The organism is uncultured Pseudosulfitobacter sp., assembly GCF_963976325.1.
GTDB lineage: Bacteria > Pseudomonadota > Alphaproteobacteria > Rhodobacterales > Rhodobacteraceae > Pseudosulfitobacter.
Genome location: NZ_CAXBJW010000016.1, coordinates 1 through 17,079, shown reverse-complemented (window position 1 = coordinate 17,079; position 17,079 = coordinate 1). Strand labels below are relative to the sequence as shown.

13 protein-coding genes and 1 tRNA gene are annotated in these 17,079 nt (G+C 63.2%); 10 read left to right on the top strand and 4 right to left on the bottom strand.

The window, feature by feature from the left end; genetic code table 11:
* Positions 1-14: 14 nt before the first annotated feature.
* The gene (locus AAC077_RS18785; protein ID WP_339772998.1) at positions 15-1,340 is read right to left on the bottom strand and encodes an ATP-binding protein; all 1,326 of its coding nucleotides are present in this window, start codon (positions 1,338-1,340) and stop codon (positions 15-17) included.
* Between the two features lie 233 nt (positions 1,341-1,573).
* Here AAC077_RS18785 and AAC077_RS18780 point away from each other — a divergent pair, with 233 nt between their 5' ends.
* The 6 genes from AAC077_RS18780 (at position 1,574) to AAC077_RS18755 (ending at position 10,818) form a co-directional block, all read left to right on the top strand.
* Positions 1,574-3,322 carry a sugar phosphorylase gene (locus tag AAC077_RS18780; protein ID WP_339772996.1) on the top strand — a complete coding sequence of 583 codons (1,749 nt, stop codon included), beginning with the start codon at positions 1,574-1,576 and terminating at the stop codon, positions 3,320-3,322.
* Between the two features lie 257 nt (positions 3,323-3,579).
* On the top strand, positions 3,580-5,343 hold the full coding sequence (locus AAC077_RS18775; RefSeq protein WP_339772994.1) for an autotransporter assembly complex family protein: 1,764 nt from the start codon (positions 3,580-3,582) through the stop codon (positions 5,341-5,343).
* Positions 5,340-9,665: a translocation/assembly module TamB domain-containing protein gene (locus tag AAC077_RS18770; RefSeq protein WP_339772991.1), complete on the top strand. Its 4,326-nt coding sequence runs from the start codon at positions 5,340-5,342 to the stop codon at positions 9,663-9,665. Before AAC077_RS18775 ends, AAC077_RS18770 begins: the two co-directional genes overlap by 4 nt.
* A gap of 124 nt (positions 9,666-9,789) precedes the next feature.
* The gene (locus AAC077_RS18765; protein ID WP_339772989.1) at positions 9,790-10,053 is read left to right on the top strand and encodes a hypothetical protein; all 264 of its coding nucleotides are present in this window, start codon (positions 9,790-9,792) and stop codon (positions 10,051-10,053) included.
* Complete coding sequence (locus AAC077_RS18760) at positions 10,046-10,435, top strand: Fic family protein (RefSeq protein ID WP_339773071.1); 390 nt, start codon at positions 10,046-10,048, stop codon at positions 10,433-10,435. Before AAC077_RS18765 ends, AAC077_RS18760 begins: the two co-directional genes overlap by 8 nt.
* A 101-nt stretch (positions 10,436-10,536) precedes the next feature.
* On the top strand, positions 10,537-10,818 hold the full coding sequence (locus tag AAC077_RS18755; RefSeq protein WP_339772986.1) for a hypothetical protein: 282 nt from the start codon (positions 10,537-10,539) through the stop codon (positions 10,816-10,818).
* Between the two features lie 60 nt (positions 10,819-10,878).
* On the opposite strand, the gene AAC077_RS18750 is transcribed toward AAC077_RS18755, so the two are convergent.
* Both AAC077_RS18750 and AAC077_RS18745 read right to left on the bottom strand, forming a co-directional pair.
* Positions 10,879-12,393 carry a calcium-binding protein gene (locus AAC077_RS18750; RefSeq protein WP_339772983.1) on the bottom strand — a complete coding sequence of 505 codons (1,515 nt, stop codon included), beginning with the start codon at positions 12,391-12,393 and terminating at the stop codon, positions 10,879-10,881.
* Between the two features lie 332 nt (positions 12,394-12,725).
* Positions 12,726-12,800: transfer RNA gene (locus AAC077_RS18745), tRNA-Thr, on the bottom strand.
* A gap of 241 nt (positions 12,801-13,041) precedes the next feature.
* Between AAC077_RS18745 and AAC077_RS18740 the strand changes: the two genes are divergently transcribed.
* From AAC077_RS18740 to AAC077_RS18725, 4 genes are read left to right on the top strand one after another with little or no spacing between them, the layout of a single operon-like run.
* On the top strand, positions 13,042-13,197 hold the full coding sequence (locus tag AAC077_RS18740) for a hypothetical protein (RefSeq protein ID WP_339772980.1): 156 nt from the start codon (positions 13,042-13,044) through the stop codon (positions 13,195-13,197).
* Entirely contained in the window at positions 13,197-14,465 is a 1,269-nt protein-coding gene (gene murA / locus AAC077_RS18735) for a UDP-N-acetylglucosamine 1-carboxyvinyltransferase (protein WP_339772977.1), read from the top strand. The genes AAC077_RS18740 and murA overlap by 1 nt, the downstream gene beginning before the upstream one ends.
* The gene (locus AAC077_RS18730; RefSeq protein ID WP_339772975.1) at positions 14,462-14,932 is read left to right on the top strand and encodes a DUF2948 family protein; all 471 of its coding nucleotides are present in this window, start codon (positions 14,462-14,464) and stop codon (positions 14,930-14,932) included. Before murA ends, AAC077_RS18730 begins: the two co-directional genes overlap by 4 nt.
* Before the next feature lie 20 nt (positions 14,933-14,952).
* Complete coding sequence (locus AAC077_RS18725) at positions 14,953-15,642, top strand: phytanoyl-CoA dioxygenase family protein (protein WP_339772973.1); 690 nt, start codon at positions 14,953-14,955, stop codon at positions 15,640-15,642.
* 754 nt (positions 15,643-16,396) lie between these two features.
* On the opposite strand, the gene AAC077_RS18720 is transcribed toward AAC077_RS18725, so the two are convergent.
* A complete protein-coding gene (locus AAC077_RS18720) occupies positions 16,397-16,858 on the bottom strand; it encodes a DUF4265 domain-containing protein (RefSeq protein WP_339772971.1) in 462 nt (153 codons plus the stop codon).
* Positions 16,859-17,079: the final 221 nt, after the last annotated feature.

The following is a 17,079-nucleotide window of genomic DNA, read 5'->3' as shown; positions in this document are numbered from 1 at the left end:
TCGTTTCGACTAACTTAGGTATCCGCGTCCTCGGAACCAACCACCTGACCGGTTTCAATCTGTGGCAGCAGGATCGACACGGTGGTGCCCCGCGCCCCGGAACGGATCAGAACCCCGCCGCCAAAGCTTTGGGCAATGGAATGCACCATCGCCAGCCCCAGCCCGGTGCCCTTGCCTTCGGGCTTGGTGGTGTAAAACGGCTCGACCACATGCGGCAGCAACTCGGCCGGGATGCCGTCGCCGGTGTCGCGCACATCATAGCTGACATAGCGCCCCGGCGGCAGCAAATGCCCACCCGCAACGATCAGGGGCGAACTGATGGTGACCAGACCGGCCCGAACGATCAACGTGCCGCCCTTGGGCATCGCGTCATTGGCATTGACCACCAGATTCAAAAGCGCGGTGACAATCTGCCGGTGGTCCGCCTGCACAACAGCCTGATTTTGCAAAAAACCCACGATCATCTCGACATCGCGTGACAGCAACCGCCGCGCCAGCAGGTCCAGATCAATCAGCGGCGCGTTGGCATCCAGGTTGACCAATCGCATCGGCGTCCGGCGGGCAAACACCAGCAGCTCGTTCACGATGGTCGCTGCCTGATCGGTGGCCACCCGCGCCGTTGCCAGACAATCGGCGCGGCCTTGGGCGTCTTCCAGATCTTCGTACAGCTCCAGACTGCCGCTGATCACGGTCAGATGGTTGTTGAAATCATGCGCGATGCCCCCGGCCATCTGGCCGATGGCCGCCAGTTTCTGCGCCTGTGCCGCATTGTCGCGCGCCAGTTGCTCGGCCAGTTTCAATTTGCGGGCCTGCAACATGGATTGCGCGAAGTAACTGACCAGCGCCATCCAGCTCATGACCAGCCCGACCCGCGCCGTCAGGCTGTCAAAGTCGGGCAGAACCTTGAACAGAACACTGGTCATCGTCACCCAGATCACCACGATTTCGCTGACAATAACGTAAAGCGAGATGTCGTTTCGCCGGATCAGATAAACCAGAATACAGCCAAACAGACCCGCCCCGACCAGACTGAGCGCGCGGTCATTCTGCGCCACCATCCATGCCGGGGCCCAGACAAAGCTGACCAGAAGCACCAGGAACAAAGTTTGCGCAATCCGCAGATCGCGCATGGTTGCGGCCTCGGTTCGGCTGCTGAGAAACAGGTAATAGACAAGATGCGCTGCGAGAAAGCCCACGATCCACAACAAGGCAAACGGCTTTGCCGCATAGCTGGCCAGCAGAACACTGCCCAAGGCAATTCCGAACAGGCGGGCCAGCCACTCGGGCAGGTCCGAATATTCCAGCTTACGCAGGCGTTTGATCTCAGAAATCGGTTTCATCTGCGGTCAATGTACAAGGTAATAGCCAAAGGTCATTGAAATTCCGGAAGTCTCTCGTCCGTTTCACATATAGCGCAGCCGCCTTTGCCTATTGCCGCGGCAACATACAAGGCGTGTACGCTGCAAAACCGGGTTTTCCGGCGAATTCCCAAGGCACGGGTTGCACCTGTGCGTTCAGGCTTCATACTTGGTGCACTGGACGGGCGCAGTGCCAACTTCAAAAGCGGAGCCAGATGACCCGAAACACCCAATCCCTCAGCCGCCGCCTGCAAGAACTTGTTCAGCAGATCTATCCCGATCTTGACGCCGCGATCCTGTCCAGCCTGATCATCGACGCCTTCTGGCCCGACGACAGCCATCCCCGCAGACGCGGGCGCGTGCGCGGCAATACACTGTGGTCCGAACATGACGCGCTGGTCATCACCTATGGCAATTCGATCATCGACGGCGCGCACAAGCCGCTGGATTTGCTGAACGATTTCCTGCACTGCTACCTGCGCGGCGCGCTGAACAGCGTGCACATCCTGCCGTTCTTTCCCTACACATCCGACGACGGCTTTGCGGTGTCGGATTTCCGCGCCGTGAACCCGCAGCTGGGGGACTGGGCCGACATCAACCGCATCGCGCGCGATTTCAAGCTGATGTCCGATCTGGTGCTGAACCACGTGTCCAGTCAGGGCCACTGGTTCAACGCCTACCGTCAGGGGCAGGACCCCTACGACACGTTCTTTTTCGAAGCCGACCCGTCCGACGACCTTTCCATGGTCGTGCGCCCGCGCACCACGCCGCTGCTGCGCCGCGTCGACACCGCGAACGGGGTGCGCCACGTCTGGTGTACCTTCAGCCACGATCAGATTGATCTGGACTTCCGCAACCCGCAGGTGCTGCTGGAATTCCTGCGCATCATTCGCCTGCACGTCGACAACGGGGTCGAGATCATCCGGCTGGATGCGGTGGCCTTCCTGTGGAAGGAAATCGGCTCGCCGTCGATCCACCTGCCGCAAACCCATGCGGTTGTGCAACTGATGCGCCTGCTGTGCGACTTTGCCCGCGAAAAGATCATCCTGCTGACCGAAACCAACGTGCCCAAGGCCGAAAACCTCAGTTATTTCGGGCAGGGCAACGAGGCGCACGCGATCTACAACTTTCCGCTGCCGCCGCTGATCCTGCACGCGATGATGTCCGGCTCGGCGCAACATCTGCGCCGCTGGCAACGCGGTATGCCGCCCGCACCGATGGGCTGCGCCTATCTGAACTTCACCGCCAGCCACGACGGCATCGGAATGCGCCCCGCCGAGGGGTTGCTGCCCGAGCACGAAAAACAACAGATGATCGACACCGTCCGCGCAGCGGGTGGGTTGGTGTCGATGCGCACCATGCCGGATGGCAGTCAAAGCCCCTACGAGCTGAACACAACCTTTTACGCCGCACTGGAACGCACGTTCAAAGGCGCGGACCAGTACCACCGCGAACGCTTCATCTGTTCGCAAACCATCGTCATGTCGCTTGAAGGTATCCCCGCGTTTTACATCCATTCGCTGCTGGCCACGCCCAACGACCACGAAGCCGTTGAACACCGCGGCATGAACCGCGCGATCAACCGGCACCGCTGGGACTATCCCGCACTGCGCGCCTTGCTGGACGACCCCGCCAGCCCGCAATCGCAGGTGCTGGGCGCGCTGACCGACCGGCTGAAACTGCGCGGCCGCCAAACCGCCTTTCACCCCAACGCCACCCAGTTCACCGTGAACATGGGCGACGACCGCATTTTCGGCGTCTGGCGGCAAAGTCTGGACCGGCACCAGTCGATCTTTGCCCTGCACAACATCAGCGACGAAACCGTGACCATCTCGTCCGAGGCGCTGAACCTGATCGAGGACGTGGCATGGCACGACCTGCTGTCCGGCGAGGCGGTCGATCCGCTGGCCCCGCAGATCACGCTGGCCCCCTATCAATGCCGCTGGATCAGCAACCGCACCTAGGGCAGGGCGGCCAGACCACCCAATGTCGCACATCGGCGAAATAACGCCACCTCTGCGCCATTGCCTCGCACCCCGCGCGGTCTACGTCCAAGGTCAATCCTGTCACATCCTTGGGATGTGCCCCGAAACAGTACGAATATCGGATGGTGACCCGCCTGGCTGTTGGTTATGATCTTCCCCAAGTGGTCCGGCAATTTGTGGTATTAGGTTACGTGACGCAATCCAGCATTAGAACAACACTCGCGGCGGTTTCGACCGTGCTTTCCCTGGCCGCAGCCGCGCCTGCATCCGCCGTGGAAATCGGCAGCTTTGACGTGGCCACCAGCGACAAGGACCTGCGCGAGACGCTGATGCAGGCGTCGTTGACCGTGGCTGCCGCCGACAACGCCGAAGCCACCCCGCGCGAGGTGCTGGCCGCCGCCACCGCCGACTATGCCCGCATCGTGCGCACGCTTTATGCGCTGGGCTATTACAGCGGCGTGGTGACCATCAAACTGGATGGCCGCGAGGCCGCCGCGATCCCCACGTTCAACGTGCCCGCCCAGATCGGTCAGGCCCGGATCTCCGTCACCCCCGGCCCGCTGTTTTCGCTGGGTGTGGCACAGATCGCCCCGCTGGCCCCCGGCGACACCCCGCCGCCAGATTTCCGCGCAGGCGAACCCGCCCGCAGCACCGTGTTGCAGGAAACTGTCGACAGCGGCGTCAAGGGCTGGCGCAACGCAGGCCACGCCAAGGTTGCCCTGTCCGAACAAAGCGTTACGGCCAACCACGCGCAAAACACCCTGTCGGTGCGTCTGGGGCTGGCCCCGGGTCCGCGCGTTACCTTTGGTCGGCTGGTGCAAACCAACGACAGCGCCGTGCGCTCGGCAAAAATCGCCCGCATCGCAGGCTTTCCCGAAGGCACGGTATTCTCGCCCGAAGAACTGGAAACCGTCGCCAAACGCCTGCGCCGCACCGGCGCGTTTTCCTCTGTCTCGCTGACCGAGGCGGACACCCTGCGTGCGGGCGACGTGATGGACGTCAATCTGGCACTGGTCGACGAAAAACCCCGCCGCTTCGGTTTTGGCGCTGAAATCTCGTCATTCGAGGGGGTGACCCTGTCCAGCTACTGGATGCACCGCAACCTGTTTGGCGGGGCCGAACGGCTGCGCATCGACGGCGAAATATCGGGCATCGGCAGCCAGACCGGCGGCATCGACTACAGCCTTGCGGGCCGCCTGAACAGCCCTGCCTTTTTCGGCACCGACACCGACGGATTTGTTTACGGCTCGATCTCGGACGAGGAAGAAGAAAACTATGACCTGCAACAGGTCCGCATCGGGGCAGGGGCGTCGCGCATCTACTCCGACCACCTCAAGGCCGAGGCGGCGCTGGAACTGCGCTATGTCAACACCTTCGACGACTTCTACGGCGAACGCGACTTCTTCTTTCTGAACGCGCCGATCTCGGCCACGCTGGACCACCGCGACGACGTGCTGAACCCCACAACCGGCTATTACCTCAAGGCCGAGGCGATGCCATTCGTGCGGCTGGACGCATCTGACGTGGGCCTGCGGTTCTTCGCAGACGGGCGTATTTTCCGCGCCGTGGGCGAGGCAAAGCGGCTGGTCTTCGCGGGCCGCGCGCAAATCGGCTCGACCCTTGGCCCCGATCTGGCCGACCTGCCGCCCGACTTCCTGTTCTACTCGGGCGGCGGCGGCACCGTGCGCGGACAACCCTATCAGTCGCTGGGCGTCGATCTGGGTGGCGGCAACGTTTCGGGCGGCAAATCCTTTGTCGGCCTGTCGGGCGAAGTGCGCGCGGCGATCACCGACACCATCGGCATCGTGGGCTTTGTCGATGCGGGCTTTGTTTCGGCGGACACGCTTTTTGCCGATTCCGGCGACTGGCACGCAGGCGCGGGCTTGGGCCTGCGCTATGACACGGGCATCGGCCCGATCCGTCTGGACGTGGCCGCCCCCGTGGGCGGCGACACCGGCGACGGGGTGCAATTCTACGTCGGCATAGGACAATCGTTTTGAAACATCTGCTTCTCCTTCTGTCCGCTGTCCTGTTCCTGTGCCTGCCACATGGTGCCACCGCACAGGAAAACGACGACCGCGGCTACCTTCAGGCCTTTCTCGAAGACAGCCTGTCCGGTGCCGGCCGTCAGGTCCGCATCGTGGGCTTTGCCGGTGCGCTCAGCTCGCGCGCCACCATCGACGAGCTGACCATCGCCGACGACGAAGGCATCTGGCTGACCCTGCGCGATGTGTCACTGGACTGGAGCCGCTCGGCCCTGCTGACAGGCCGCCTTCAGGTGACGGAACTGTCCGTGGCCGAGGTGCTCTTGCCGCGCAAACCGGTGACACCCGACACCGTTGACGTGCCCGCGCCCGAAGCCTCGGGCGGCTTTTCCATCCCCGACCTGCCGGTGTCGGTGAACATCGAACAGATCAAGGCCGGTCGCGTCGAGATTGGCGAGCCGGTCTTTGGGCAGGCCGCCGTGATCGCGCTGGACGGCTCGGCACAACTGGCCGACGGCGAAGGCACCGCCAGGATCGAGGTCAACCGCCTGGACGGCACCAAGGGCAACGTGACCCTTGCCGCGACTTATGCCAACGCCACCGATGTGCTGGATCTGGAACTGACCGTGTCCGAGGACGATGGCGGTATCCTGTCCACGTTGATGGCGCTGCCGAACAATCCGTCGATCGACCTGACCGTCGCAGGTTCGGGTCCGCTGGACGACTTTGTCGCCGACATCACGCTGGCCACTGACGACACGCCGCGCCTTGACGGATCGGTCACGCTCAAGGGCACGCCGTCTGACGCCGCCCCCGAAGCAGGCGATGAAGGCACCACGGCCCCCGCCACCGACCGCAGCTTTGCGCTGGACCTTGGCGGCGACATCGCACCGATGTTCGCCCCGCGTTACGGCGCGTTCTTTGGCGATGACATCACGCTGAAATCCTCGGGCACGCTTTTTGCCGATGGCCGCCTGACGCTGGACACGCTTGACCTGAACACCCGTTCGCTGACCCTGACCGGCAACCTGGCACTGGCCGCGGGCGGCTGGCCCACCCTGGTCGAACTGGACGGACGCATCGCCGACGCCGAAGGCACGCCCGTGCTGCTGCCCCTGCCGGGCGAACAGACCCAGATCGACACCGCCACCCTCGCGGTCCGCTTTGACGCGGCATCCGGCGACGGCTGGGACGCCGATATCGCAGTCAACGGGCTGAACCAGCCGACGCTGAAACTGGGCACCCTCAGCCTGAAGGGCGACGGCACGCTGACCCAAGGGCAGGGCACCAGCGTCGGCGGCGTGATGGGCCAACTGACCTATGCCATCGACGGGATCGACCTGACCGACACCGCGCTGGCCGCAGCGGTCGGCCCGCGCATCGACGGTGGCCTGTCCTTTGACTGGACCGAAGACGCGCCGCTCGAACTCAGCCAGATCGACCTGACAGGGGCCGACTATGGCCTGACCGGACAGGCGCAGCTTTCGGGGATCACCCAGGACCTGAACCTGTCGGTCGCAGGCAACATGACCCTGACCGCCGACAACCTTTCGCGCTTCTCGGAACTCTCGGGGCAGGACCTGCAAGGTGCCACCAAGTTCGACGCAAAGTTCACCTTTGCCCCCATTTCCGGCGCTTTTGACGTGGACCTGCAAGGCACCGGCGACAATCTGGCCGTCGGCATCCCGCAGGCCGATCCGCTGATCGCGGGCCAAAGCCGCCTGACCCTGACCGCCGCCCGCGACGAGACCGGCACGCGCATCGACACTTTCAAAATCACCACCGACCAGATCAACGCCACCGTCAGCGGCACCCTGTCCTCGGACGCCAGCGACCTGCAAGTCGCCGCCCGCGTTGCCGAAACCTCGCTGATCCAGCGGGGCCTGAACGGACCGTCCACCCTGAACGGCACCATCCGGCAGGCCGGCACCGACTTTACCGTCGACGTGCGCGCCACCGGACCGGGCGGCGCAGACCTGAACGTCGACGGCACGCTGGCGCTGGTCGAGGGGGCCTTGGGCCGCATCAACGCCGACATCGACGGGTCGGTGCAATCGCTTGCCCCCTATTCGGAGCTGGCAGGGCGCGACCTGTCCGGCGCGGCCAACATCACATCCCAAGGCTGGGTGGACCTGCGCGATTATACCTTCGATCTGAAAACCGACCTGACCGGCACGAACCTGTCCGCAGGCATCCCCCAGCTTGACGGGTTGCTGCGTGGCGACAGCACGCTGAACGTCGTGGCAAAGCGTGCCGACACCGTGACCACAATTGACACCTTCAAACTGAACTCGGACCACATCACCGCCAGCATCAACGGCACGCTGGGCACCGACGAAGGGTCCCTGCGCGTCGATGCCCGCGTGCCCGACACCGCCGTCGTGGCCCCCGGCCTGACCGGCGAGGCGACCCTGAACGGCACCCTGCGCCAGACCGGCGACGACTGGGCCGTGGACATGCGCGCCACCGGACCGGGCCGCGCCGACCTGCGCGTGGCTGGCACCGTGCCCATCGTAGACGGCGCGCCGCAGCGCATCACCGGCACCGTGCAGGGGGCTGTGCAATCGCTGTCGCCCTATGCCGCATTGGCGGGCCAGTCTTTGGCGGGGGCTGCGAACATCAACGCCGAAGGCTGGTACGATCCGCGCGACGCCACCTTTGACATCACAACCGACGCCACCGGCCAGAACCTTGCCGTTGGCATCCCGCAGGTTGACCAGTTGTTGCGCGGCGCCAGTTCGCTGGACCTGGCCGCCCACAAGGACGCAGACCAACCGCTGATCGTGGAAAAGCTGGACCTGAAAACCTCGCAAGTGACGGCATCGGTCACCGGCAACACCTCTGACGCGGGCGCGTCGCTGACCTTTGACGCCAGCCTGCGCGACATCGGCCTGTTCGCGACGGGCATCAACGGCCCCGCCACCGCCAAGGGCACAGCCGAGCAAGTGGGCGACAACTGGCAGGTGAACATCGACGCCACCGGCCCCGCAGGCACCACCGCCACCGTGCGCGGACAGGTTGCCACCGACGCCAGCCGCGCCAACATCGACGTGACAGGGGCAGCACCCATTGCGCTGGCCAACACGTTTATCGCGCCCAATATCGCCGCCGGTCAGGCGCGGTTCAATCTGGCGCTGAACGGCCCGCTGGCCCTGTCGTCGGTCACCGGCCAGATCACCACCGACAACGCCCGCCTTGTCCTGCCGGAACCGAACATCACGCTGGCGCCTATCGTGACATCCATCGCCCTGTCGGGGGGCCGCGCCACGCTGGACACCACCGCGACCGTGTCGTCGGGCGGCACCGTCCGTATCAGCGGCCCCGTGTCGCTGGACGCGCCCAACACCGCCGATCTGGCGATAGCCGTCAACAACGTCCGCATCACCGACCCCAAGCTGTATGACACCACCATCAACGGCAGCGGCTCGGTGCGCGGGGCGCTGACGGGCGGGGCGGCAATCACGGCCGACCTGACGCTGGACAGCACCGAAATCCGCGTGCCCGAAGGCGGCGCCGAAGCCGCCCCGGTGCTTGACGGGCTGACCCATGTGAATGAACCCGCCGCCGTGCGCGCCACCCGCGCCCGCGCCGGGCTGATCGAGGAACAGGGCGACGCCGCCAGCGGCAGCGGCGGCGGCGTGGCCTTTCCCATCGACATCACCCTGCGCGCGCCCTCCCGTATCTTTGTGCGGGGCCGTGGTCTGGACGCCGAACTGGGCGGGCAACTGCGCATCACCGGCACCACCGCCAACGTGGTCCCCATCGGCCGCTTCGACCTGATCCGGGGCCGGTTTGACATCCTGACCAAACGGCTGGACCTCGTGGAAGGTTCGGCCCAGCTTCAGGGCGGGTTCGATCCCTATATCCGCTTTGTCGCCGAAACCAGCGCCTCTGACACCACCATCCGCATCATCGTCGAGGGTCTGGCCTCCGAGCCCGAGATCACCTTTACCTCGACCCCCGACAAACCAGACGACGAAATCCTGGCGCAATTGCTGTTCGGGCGCGGGCTGGACAAAATCTCGCCGCTACAGGCGGTGCAACTGGCCGCAGCGGTGCGCACCCTGACCGGCAAGGGCGGCGGCGGGCTGCTGAACGGCATCCGCGAACGCTTTGGCCTGGACGATCTGGACATCGTGACGGACGAGAACGGCGAAACCGGCGCGCGGGTCGGCAAATACGTGACCGACAACATCTACACCGACGTCACTGTCGGCGCCAAAGGCGACGCCGAGGTGAACCTGAACCTCACCATCTCGCCCTCGCTGACGGCACGGGGCAGCGTGGCATCCGACGGCGAAACCGGCCTGGGCCTGTTCTTCGAGAAGGATTATTAGGGCCACGCTGGCACACCTGAAAAGCGATGGTCATTTGCCCGCACTTGTCGGATTGAACTGTCGTGGCTACATTGGGTCTGCGTACCGTAATTGGGGACGCGGATGTGATGCAGGAACTTTACCCATGACCAATGGCAAACATTATGTCACCCGCAGCGGATCGGGTCAGGTGACGGGTCACTGCAAAAAAGCTGTGCCTGCGGCTGACAGCGCCGCGCGCGGCGGTAAAACAGCCACCGTGTCCCGCTCGTCCAAATCCGGCGTGTTTGTTGTCAGCAAAGACAGCGGCAATTCCGAAGTCGTGACCGCACACGACAAAACGCCCGAGACGGTAAGATCCATCATCTCAAAACGCAGGGACGCCTTGCAGCGCCTCGCAAATCGGTAGGCGGCATTATCGCGTCACCTTTGGCGACGCGCTGGAAGCCCACGAACAATCCCTTGAAGGCTTTGGCGGTCTGGCGGGCATCAGCAACATCGACGCGCTTTTGGGCGCACTTGGACGCCCCTATCATGGGTATCATCGCATGATTTATGCCAAGGGGGCCGCGTTGCTTCACGGGATTGCGACGGCGCATGGGTTCAATGACGGCAACAAACGCACGGCGTGGCTGTTGACGGAATACCTGTACCTGAAATCCGGCTATGTCTTGGACATTGCCGATGACGAACCGATTGACGATCTGGTTGTGGGGGTTGTGGTCGGGGACATCACGCAAGATCAGTTGCAGGCATGGCTAAAGAACAAGACGGTGCGCTTCGGCAAATAAGTCTTCTGGACCTCTATGGCACACCTGAACTGCCCTATCGACAACCCCGCACATCCCTGCCAAGCCTTGCGTGACCCAACGCCCCATCTCAGGACGCCGCCATGACCGACGAATCCTCTTCCGCCTTCAAGGTCCACTACATCTGCCAGACCTATACCGAGAAAAAGACCGGCCGCGCGGGGCAGGTGGCCTTGGTTGTCGACAAGCAGTTTCAATACACATCCGCCGATCAGGCGCGTTCGCGCGCCGAACGTGAAAGCCGGCTGGACACCTGCGCCGGGGCTGACGCCTATAGCGTTACCGAAGACGAAGGCTCGGGCGAGGTGTCGGAGCCGACATTTCTGGTCCGGCTGGGCAACGTGCCCGAATTCGACGCCTTCTAATGAGGCATCGCGCGGGCATCACGCCCGCGCCGCGTCCTTGCCGATCAAAAGCTGCAAAGGTCAGTAGGCCCGCGCCACGTCCTTGTCAAAGTTCAGATCCGCATAGCTCAGTGTCCCGGCACCCGGCACGGTCGCAATGACCCGGTCGAACAGCAGAATATTGCTGCCCTCGCCATTTTCCCAAGCCTCAACCGTGACATCCTCGCTCGACGGTCCGGTAAAGCCGGAAAAATCGCCGAAATAGCCAATGTTGATCACGTCCTCGGTCGGGTCGAAATCGGTGATCTGGACCGGCTCGGGGAACAGGTTGTCGCCATCATAGGCGTCATCGTCCACGTAGCGCATGTTGTGGTTGATCACGAACACATCCTCGCCTTCGCCGCCGGTCAGAATGCCGCCATCGTTTGCAACCAGCGTATCGTTCCCTTCGCCGCCGTTCAGCGTGTCGACGTGCAGATCGTGGACAACCTCGATGGGCGAGGTGCCGTCATTATAGGCCGTATAGGTGGCGCTGTTGGCGACGATGTAATCGGCCCCGGCACCGCCATTCAGAACGTCGCTGCCACCGTGATAGTTTTCGCCCGCGTAATCGCCACCGACATAGCCCGCGAAAATACTGTCGTTGCCATCGCCGCCGTTGATCACATTGTCGGAATGGTTGCCCTCGATGATCGAACCGGCATCGCCGTCGGTGTAATCAACGTCGCCCGCATTCTGTTCCAGAACGAAAGCAACATCCAGATCGTCAAGCGTCATGCCCTGACCGCCGGTGATTTCCGCCACCAGCGTGTCGCCCAGGTACACTTCGGCGCCCGTGCCATCGGCGCTGTCCTGAATGGTCAGCGGACCGGTGTCGCCTTCGCTGATGACAATGCTAAAGGCCAGCGTGTCCTGTCCCTGGACAAAATCGGTGATCTCGGTGACCCCCTCTTCGCCAATGTCGGCATGGACGAAAATGCTGTCATTGCCATCCCCGCCGGTGATCGTGCTGCCGCCATCGACACGGATGTCGTCGTCGCCGGCCCCCCCATCCACGACCGAGCCGTTTTCGATGCCTTCGTTCCAACTCAGGTCATAGTCAACGATCAAATCGTCGCCGTCGCCCCCGTTCAGGGTATCGACCCCGCCGCCGCCATACAGCCGGTCATTGCCCGCGCCGCCATCCAGAAAATCCGCACCGTCCGTCTCCGACGACGTGCCGATCTGCGACGCATCTCCGTACAGTATGTCGTTCCCTTGTCCCCCGTACAGGCTGTCCGCACCGCTGTTTCCAGCGATGTCATCCCTGCCGAACTGCCCATAAAGCTGGTCATCACCGGCGGCACCGCTCAGCGTGTCGCTGCCCGCACGCCCGTACACGATGTCATCGCCTTCTTCTCCCAAAAGAAGATCCGCGCCGCTTGTCCCTTCAAGGGTCAACGACGGATCAGGGATCGGGTCAACGGGATCAACAGGGTCCGTGGGCGTTTCAGGCGGAAGCGGATCAGATGTATCGTCCGTCTCGGTCGCAGAATCGTCGTTATCAATAAATGCGACGACACCAAACATTGCCGCCATCATAAACAAAAGTCCCATGGAATTCCCCCCGGAGCGTAAGGCTTTTATTAAAGGTCTAATATGTGCAGAATCATTTTTACTATGGGTGGGTGATTTTTGGTTGTCCATAGACGGGGCGCGGAAATCCAAACCGTTCAACGCCTTGTCAGGTTTTGAACAGGGTTTATGGCAGCATCACACAAGGCGTTTTGCGAAAGTACCCTGATTCCGGGCTTTGGCAAACGGCGGCTTCGTCCCGCAGTGCAGCCCGTCACGGCGCGGGAATAGAAAATTCCCCCAGCCGACCCACAGGCAAAACCCTGTCCTGAAAATGCAGACCTGTCTGGGTGTCTTCAAAGGGGGTGGGAAGATGGTGCTGTGAGAGAGGATTGAACTCTCGACCTCACCCTTACCAAGGGTGTGCTCTGCCACTGAGCTACCACAGCATCTTTGTTCCGTTCGCTACACCGGGCGTTGCCCCGATGCAAGCGGGCCTGAAACAGCCCTTTCGTTCCCGTCGCCTTGCCGTTCAGAGGGATGCGAACAGCAAAAGCATTCGTTCTCCGGGCGACAGCAGCGCCAGTGTGCGGGGTGATTAGACGCAAACGCGCGCCCGCGCAACCCCCTACGGCACCAGAAATGCAACCCATTCTGGACGCCCCCGCGCCCCTGCGCTAACAAGGCCGCATGGCAGAAAACAACCGCACCAAACCCCAACAGCCCAACACGCGCGATGCGCGGCTCAAAGCGGCGCTCAAGGCCAATATGGCCAAGCGCAAGGCGCAGGCCCGCGCGCGGGCCACCACGGGGCAACAGACGGCGCAGGCAAAGGACAAAGACTGATGGATTCGATTCTCGTACGGGGCGGCGGTCCGCTCAAGGGGCAGATCCCCATTGCCGGTGCCAAAAACGCCTGCCTCACCCTGATGCCCGCGACCCTGCTCAGCGAGGAACCGCTGACGCTGACCAACGCGCCGCGCCTCAGCGACATCAAGACAATGACCGCCCTGCTGGGATCACTGGGGGCCGAGGTCACCAGCCTGCAAGACGGCAAGGTGCTGGCCATGTCCAGCCACAACATCCACAACCACACCGCCGATTATGACATCGTGCGCAAGATGCGCGCGTCGATCCTGGTGTTGGGCCCGATGCTGGCGCGCGACGGCCATGCCATCGTGTCGCTGCCCGGCGGCTGTGCCATCGGCGCGCGCCCCGTCGATCTGCACCTCAAGGCGCTCGAAGCGATGGGCGCCGAGCTTGAGCTGAAAGACGGCTATGTGCACGCACGCGCCCCCAAGGGCCTGCGCGGCGGCACCATCGACTTTGACTTCGCCTCGGTCGGGGCCACGGAAAACGCGCTGATGGCCGCCACATTGGCCAAGGGCACGACTGTTATCAACAACGCCGCCCGTGAACCCGAAATCGTCGATCTGGCCGAATGCCTGACCAAGATGGGCGCGCAGATCGACGGCGCGGGCACTTCGACCATCACCATTCAGGGCGTCGACCGTCTGGGCGGGGCCACGCACCCCGTGGTCACCGACCGCATCGAACTGGGCACCTATATGCTGGCCCCGGCCATCTGCGGCGGCACGGTCGAACTGCTGGGCGGGCGCATCGAACTGGTGCAGGCGTTTTGCGAGAAACTGGATGCCGCGGGCATTTCCGTTTCCGAAACCGCGAACGGCCTGACCGTCACCCGCAACGGCGGCGACGTGCGCGCGGTGGATGTCACCACCGAACCCTTCCCGGGCTTTCCCACCGACCTGCAAGCGCAGATGATGGCGCTCTTGTGCACCGCCAACGGCACCTCGGTTCTGGAAGAGAAAATCTTTGAAAACCGCTTTATGCACGCCCCCGAACTGATCCGCATGGGCGCCGACATCGAGGTGCACGGCGGCACCGCCACGGTCAAGGGCGTCAAGCGGCTCAAGGGCGCGCCGGTGATGGCCACCGACCTGCGCGCCTCGGTCTCGCTGATCCTGGCGGGGCTGGCGGCCGAGGGCGAAACCAAGGTCAGCCGCGTCTATCACCTGGATCGCGGCTATGAACACGTCGTCGCCAAACTCTCGGGCGTCGGCGCCGACATCGAACGGGTCAAGGACGCATGAGCGACGACGCAACCTTCGAGGATGGCGCCGAGCGCCCCCTGAACCTCGGCGCGCTGGATGCCGACGACCTGTCGGTGATCTCGTCACTGGCACAGGACGCGGTGTTCCCGATCACCGAGATGAAATGGGCCATCCGCCAGCGCCGCTTTGCCGTGCTGCTGAACCGCTTCCGCTGGGAAGACACCGCCGCCCGCACCGCCCAACCCGAACGCGTGCAGGCGCTGCTGTCCTTCGACACGGTGCTGGAGGTGGCCAGCCAGGGCATCGACCGCAGCGACAAGGACACGGTGCTGTCGCTGCTGTCGGTGACGTTCGAGCCCACCGGCGACGGCGCGGGGCACATCCTGCTGACCCTGGCCGGCGACGGCGTGATCCGCCTGACCGTCGAGGCCATCGAGGCCACGCTGAAAGACGTGACGCGCCCCTATCTGGCCCCGTCGAAAAGCACGCCGCGGCATCCTGAGTAAGCTGGACAGCATCAAAGCACATGCCCCACGACACCTCTTTGCAACGCGAACTGGACCGCGCCGGCCGCGTCTGGCTGCGGGGTGCCGTGGCCGACCCCGACCTGTCGGATCTCGACACCGCCGCCAGCCTGCAATCCAAAGCCGGGCAGCGTCTCGAATCCTCCGCCGCCCTGCGCCGGGCCCTTGCACCTGACAGCGCGCTGCTGACGGCCATCCGGCGGATCGACCCTGCTGCGTATCCCGTCCGCGTTGTCGGCTTCAACAAGACCGATGGTACCAACTGGGGGGTGCCCTGGCATCAGGACCGCGTTATCGCCGTGGCGGACAGGGCAGACTGCGACGGCTACGGCAACTGGACCCGCAAAGCAGGCGTTTGGCACTGTGAGCCGCCGCAACAGGTGCTTGACGCGATGTTGTTCGTGCGCGTCCACCTTGATGATACGGGTGCAGAAAACGGCGCCATGCAGATCGCCACAGGCAGCCACAGATACGGGATCGTTCCAGCCAAAAGCGCCGAAACCACCGCACTGTCCTGCCCCGTCGAGGTTTGCACTGCCAAACGCGGCGACGTGCTGATCCTCAAAATGCTGACCCTGCATTGCTCCAAACCGTCAACCGCCCCGGGCAACCGCCGTGTCCTGCGCATCGACTTCGCGTCTTCAAGCTTGCCGCATCCGCTCCACTGGACCAAACCCGACGAAGGCGGTTGAGGCAGGGCACCACACCCACCACCAAGGGCGGGGGGGGGGCTGGTGTTTGGCGAAGTTGCTGCAAAGGTCTGTTTGGAGCCCAGAGTGACGTTACCACAGAGGGCAGCGCCCGACCGCGGGTGGGCATCACAACACCTGTTAGCACCATTTTATTTCAATGCCTTGGCGTGAGGCCGAAGAAGCGCAAGCCGGTGAAAAAGCGCCCGCCCGTCGCACCAAAGGTGCGCCGACTATTTCAGGCACGCCTCCGGCGTGACGGGCGGTCGGGCGCTGCCCGGCGGTGCTACGCACCTTGTCTCCGGGCTTTGGTGGGGGGGGCTGGTGTTAGGTGAGGTTGCGGTGAAGGTCGGGTTTGAGGCCAGAGTGACCTTGCCACTGAGGGCAGCGCCTGACCGCGGGTGGGCATCGGGACGTCCGTGGGTGCCACTTTATTTCTGATCTTTGGCGTGGGGTTGCTGAACTGCGCCACGGTGAGGAAGCGCCCGCCCGTCGCACCAAAGGTGCGCCGATTGTCTTAGGCACGCCTCCGGCGTGACGGGCGGTCGGGCGCTGCCCGGCGGTGCTACGCACCTTGATTCCGGGCTTTGGTGGACGTCCGCTCTGTCCGCATAGCTGCCGTTGGCCGTCAGGTTTGGCACCGATCTTTCTTGCAGACGCGGCGAAGGTCCGGTTTGAGCCCATTTTACCGGATGCTGCGGGATGCACGAATGGCCGCTTCATTGCGAGTCATGCACACAATCAATGCAAGTTGTTGTCACAAATGACCGCAGTGGCCTTCCTCGAAATCCCACGCGCCTTTTTGCTCTCCGCGTTCCAAAAACGCATACGCGATTTCGATGCCTACTTTCTCGGGAACGTCTACCGCGTACAGTTGGTATCCAAAGTCTCCGTGTTCGTATGAGCATCCAAGGCGCTCGAGTGGTTCCCAAAGTTCGGCAAACAGCGTTGGATTATGTTTGCCGTGCGAAACAAGAATTCGGTACGTGGAATGCCCAGATTTTGGACCGAGGCCGACAACTTTTATTTGGCCTTCAACCTGGCTCGTCATGACTGCGTCCCTTAAGCTGATGCCTTTTGCAAAGAACGGCGAATTCTCAAGCTGATGGACACCGGAACCAAGATTGGTTGCCCAAACACTTTCAGTTGAAAAACCATGCCAAGTGTCTGAGCCGAGATCAAATATGACCTTCTGCATTTGATTGTTTGTTGCGTTCATATGTGTACGTTAGGTTGCGCCTGACGTTGTGTCACTACCTTAGACGAACCCTGAAGCCGCCATTGGCACCATCGCAGCGAAAGCTCACTTTGTCCGCAAACCCGCCATTTACCCCCCCCCTTCATCTCGCCCCCTAAACTCCGGGGCAGGCGCGCCAGCGTCGCCCCCCCCATCCCCCGCTTGAGCCTGCCGCCCGCGCCCGCTATGTCACGACCGACACT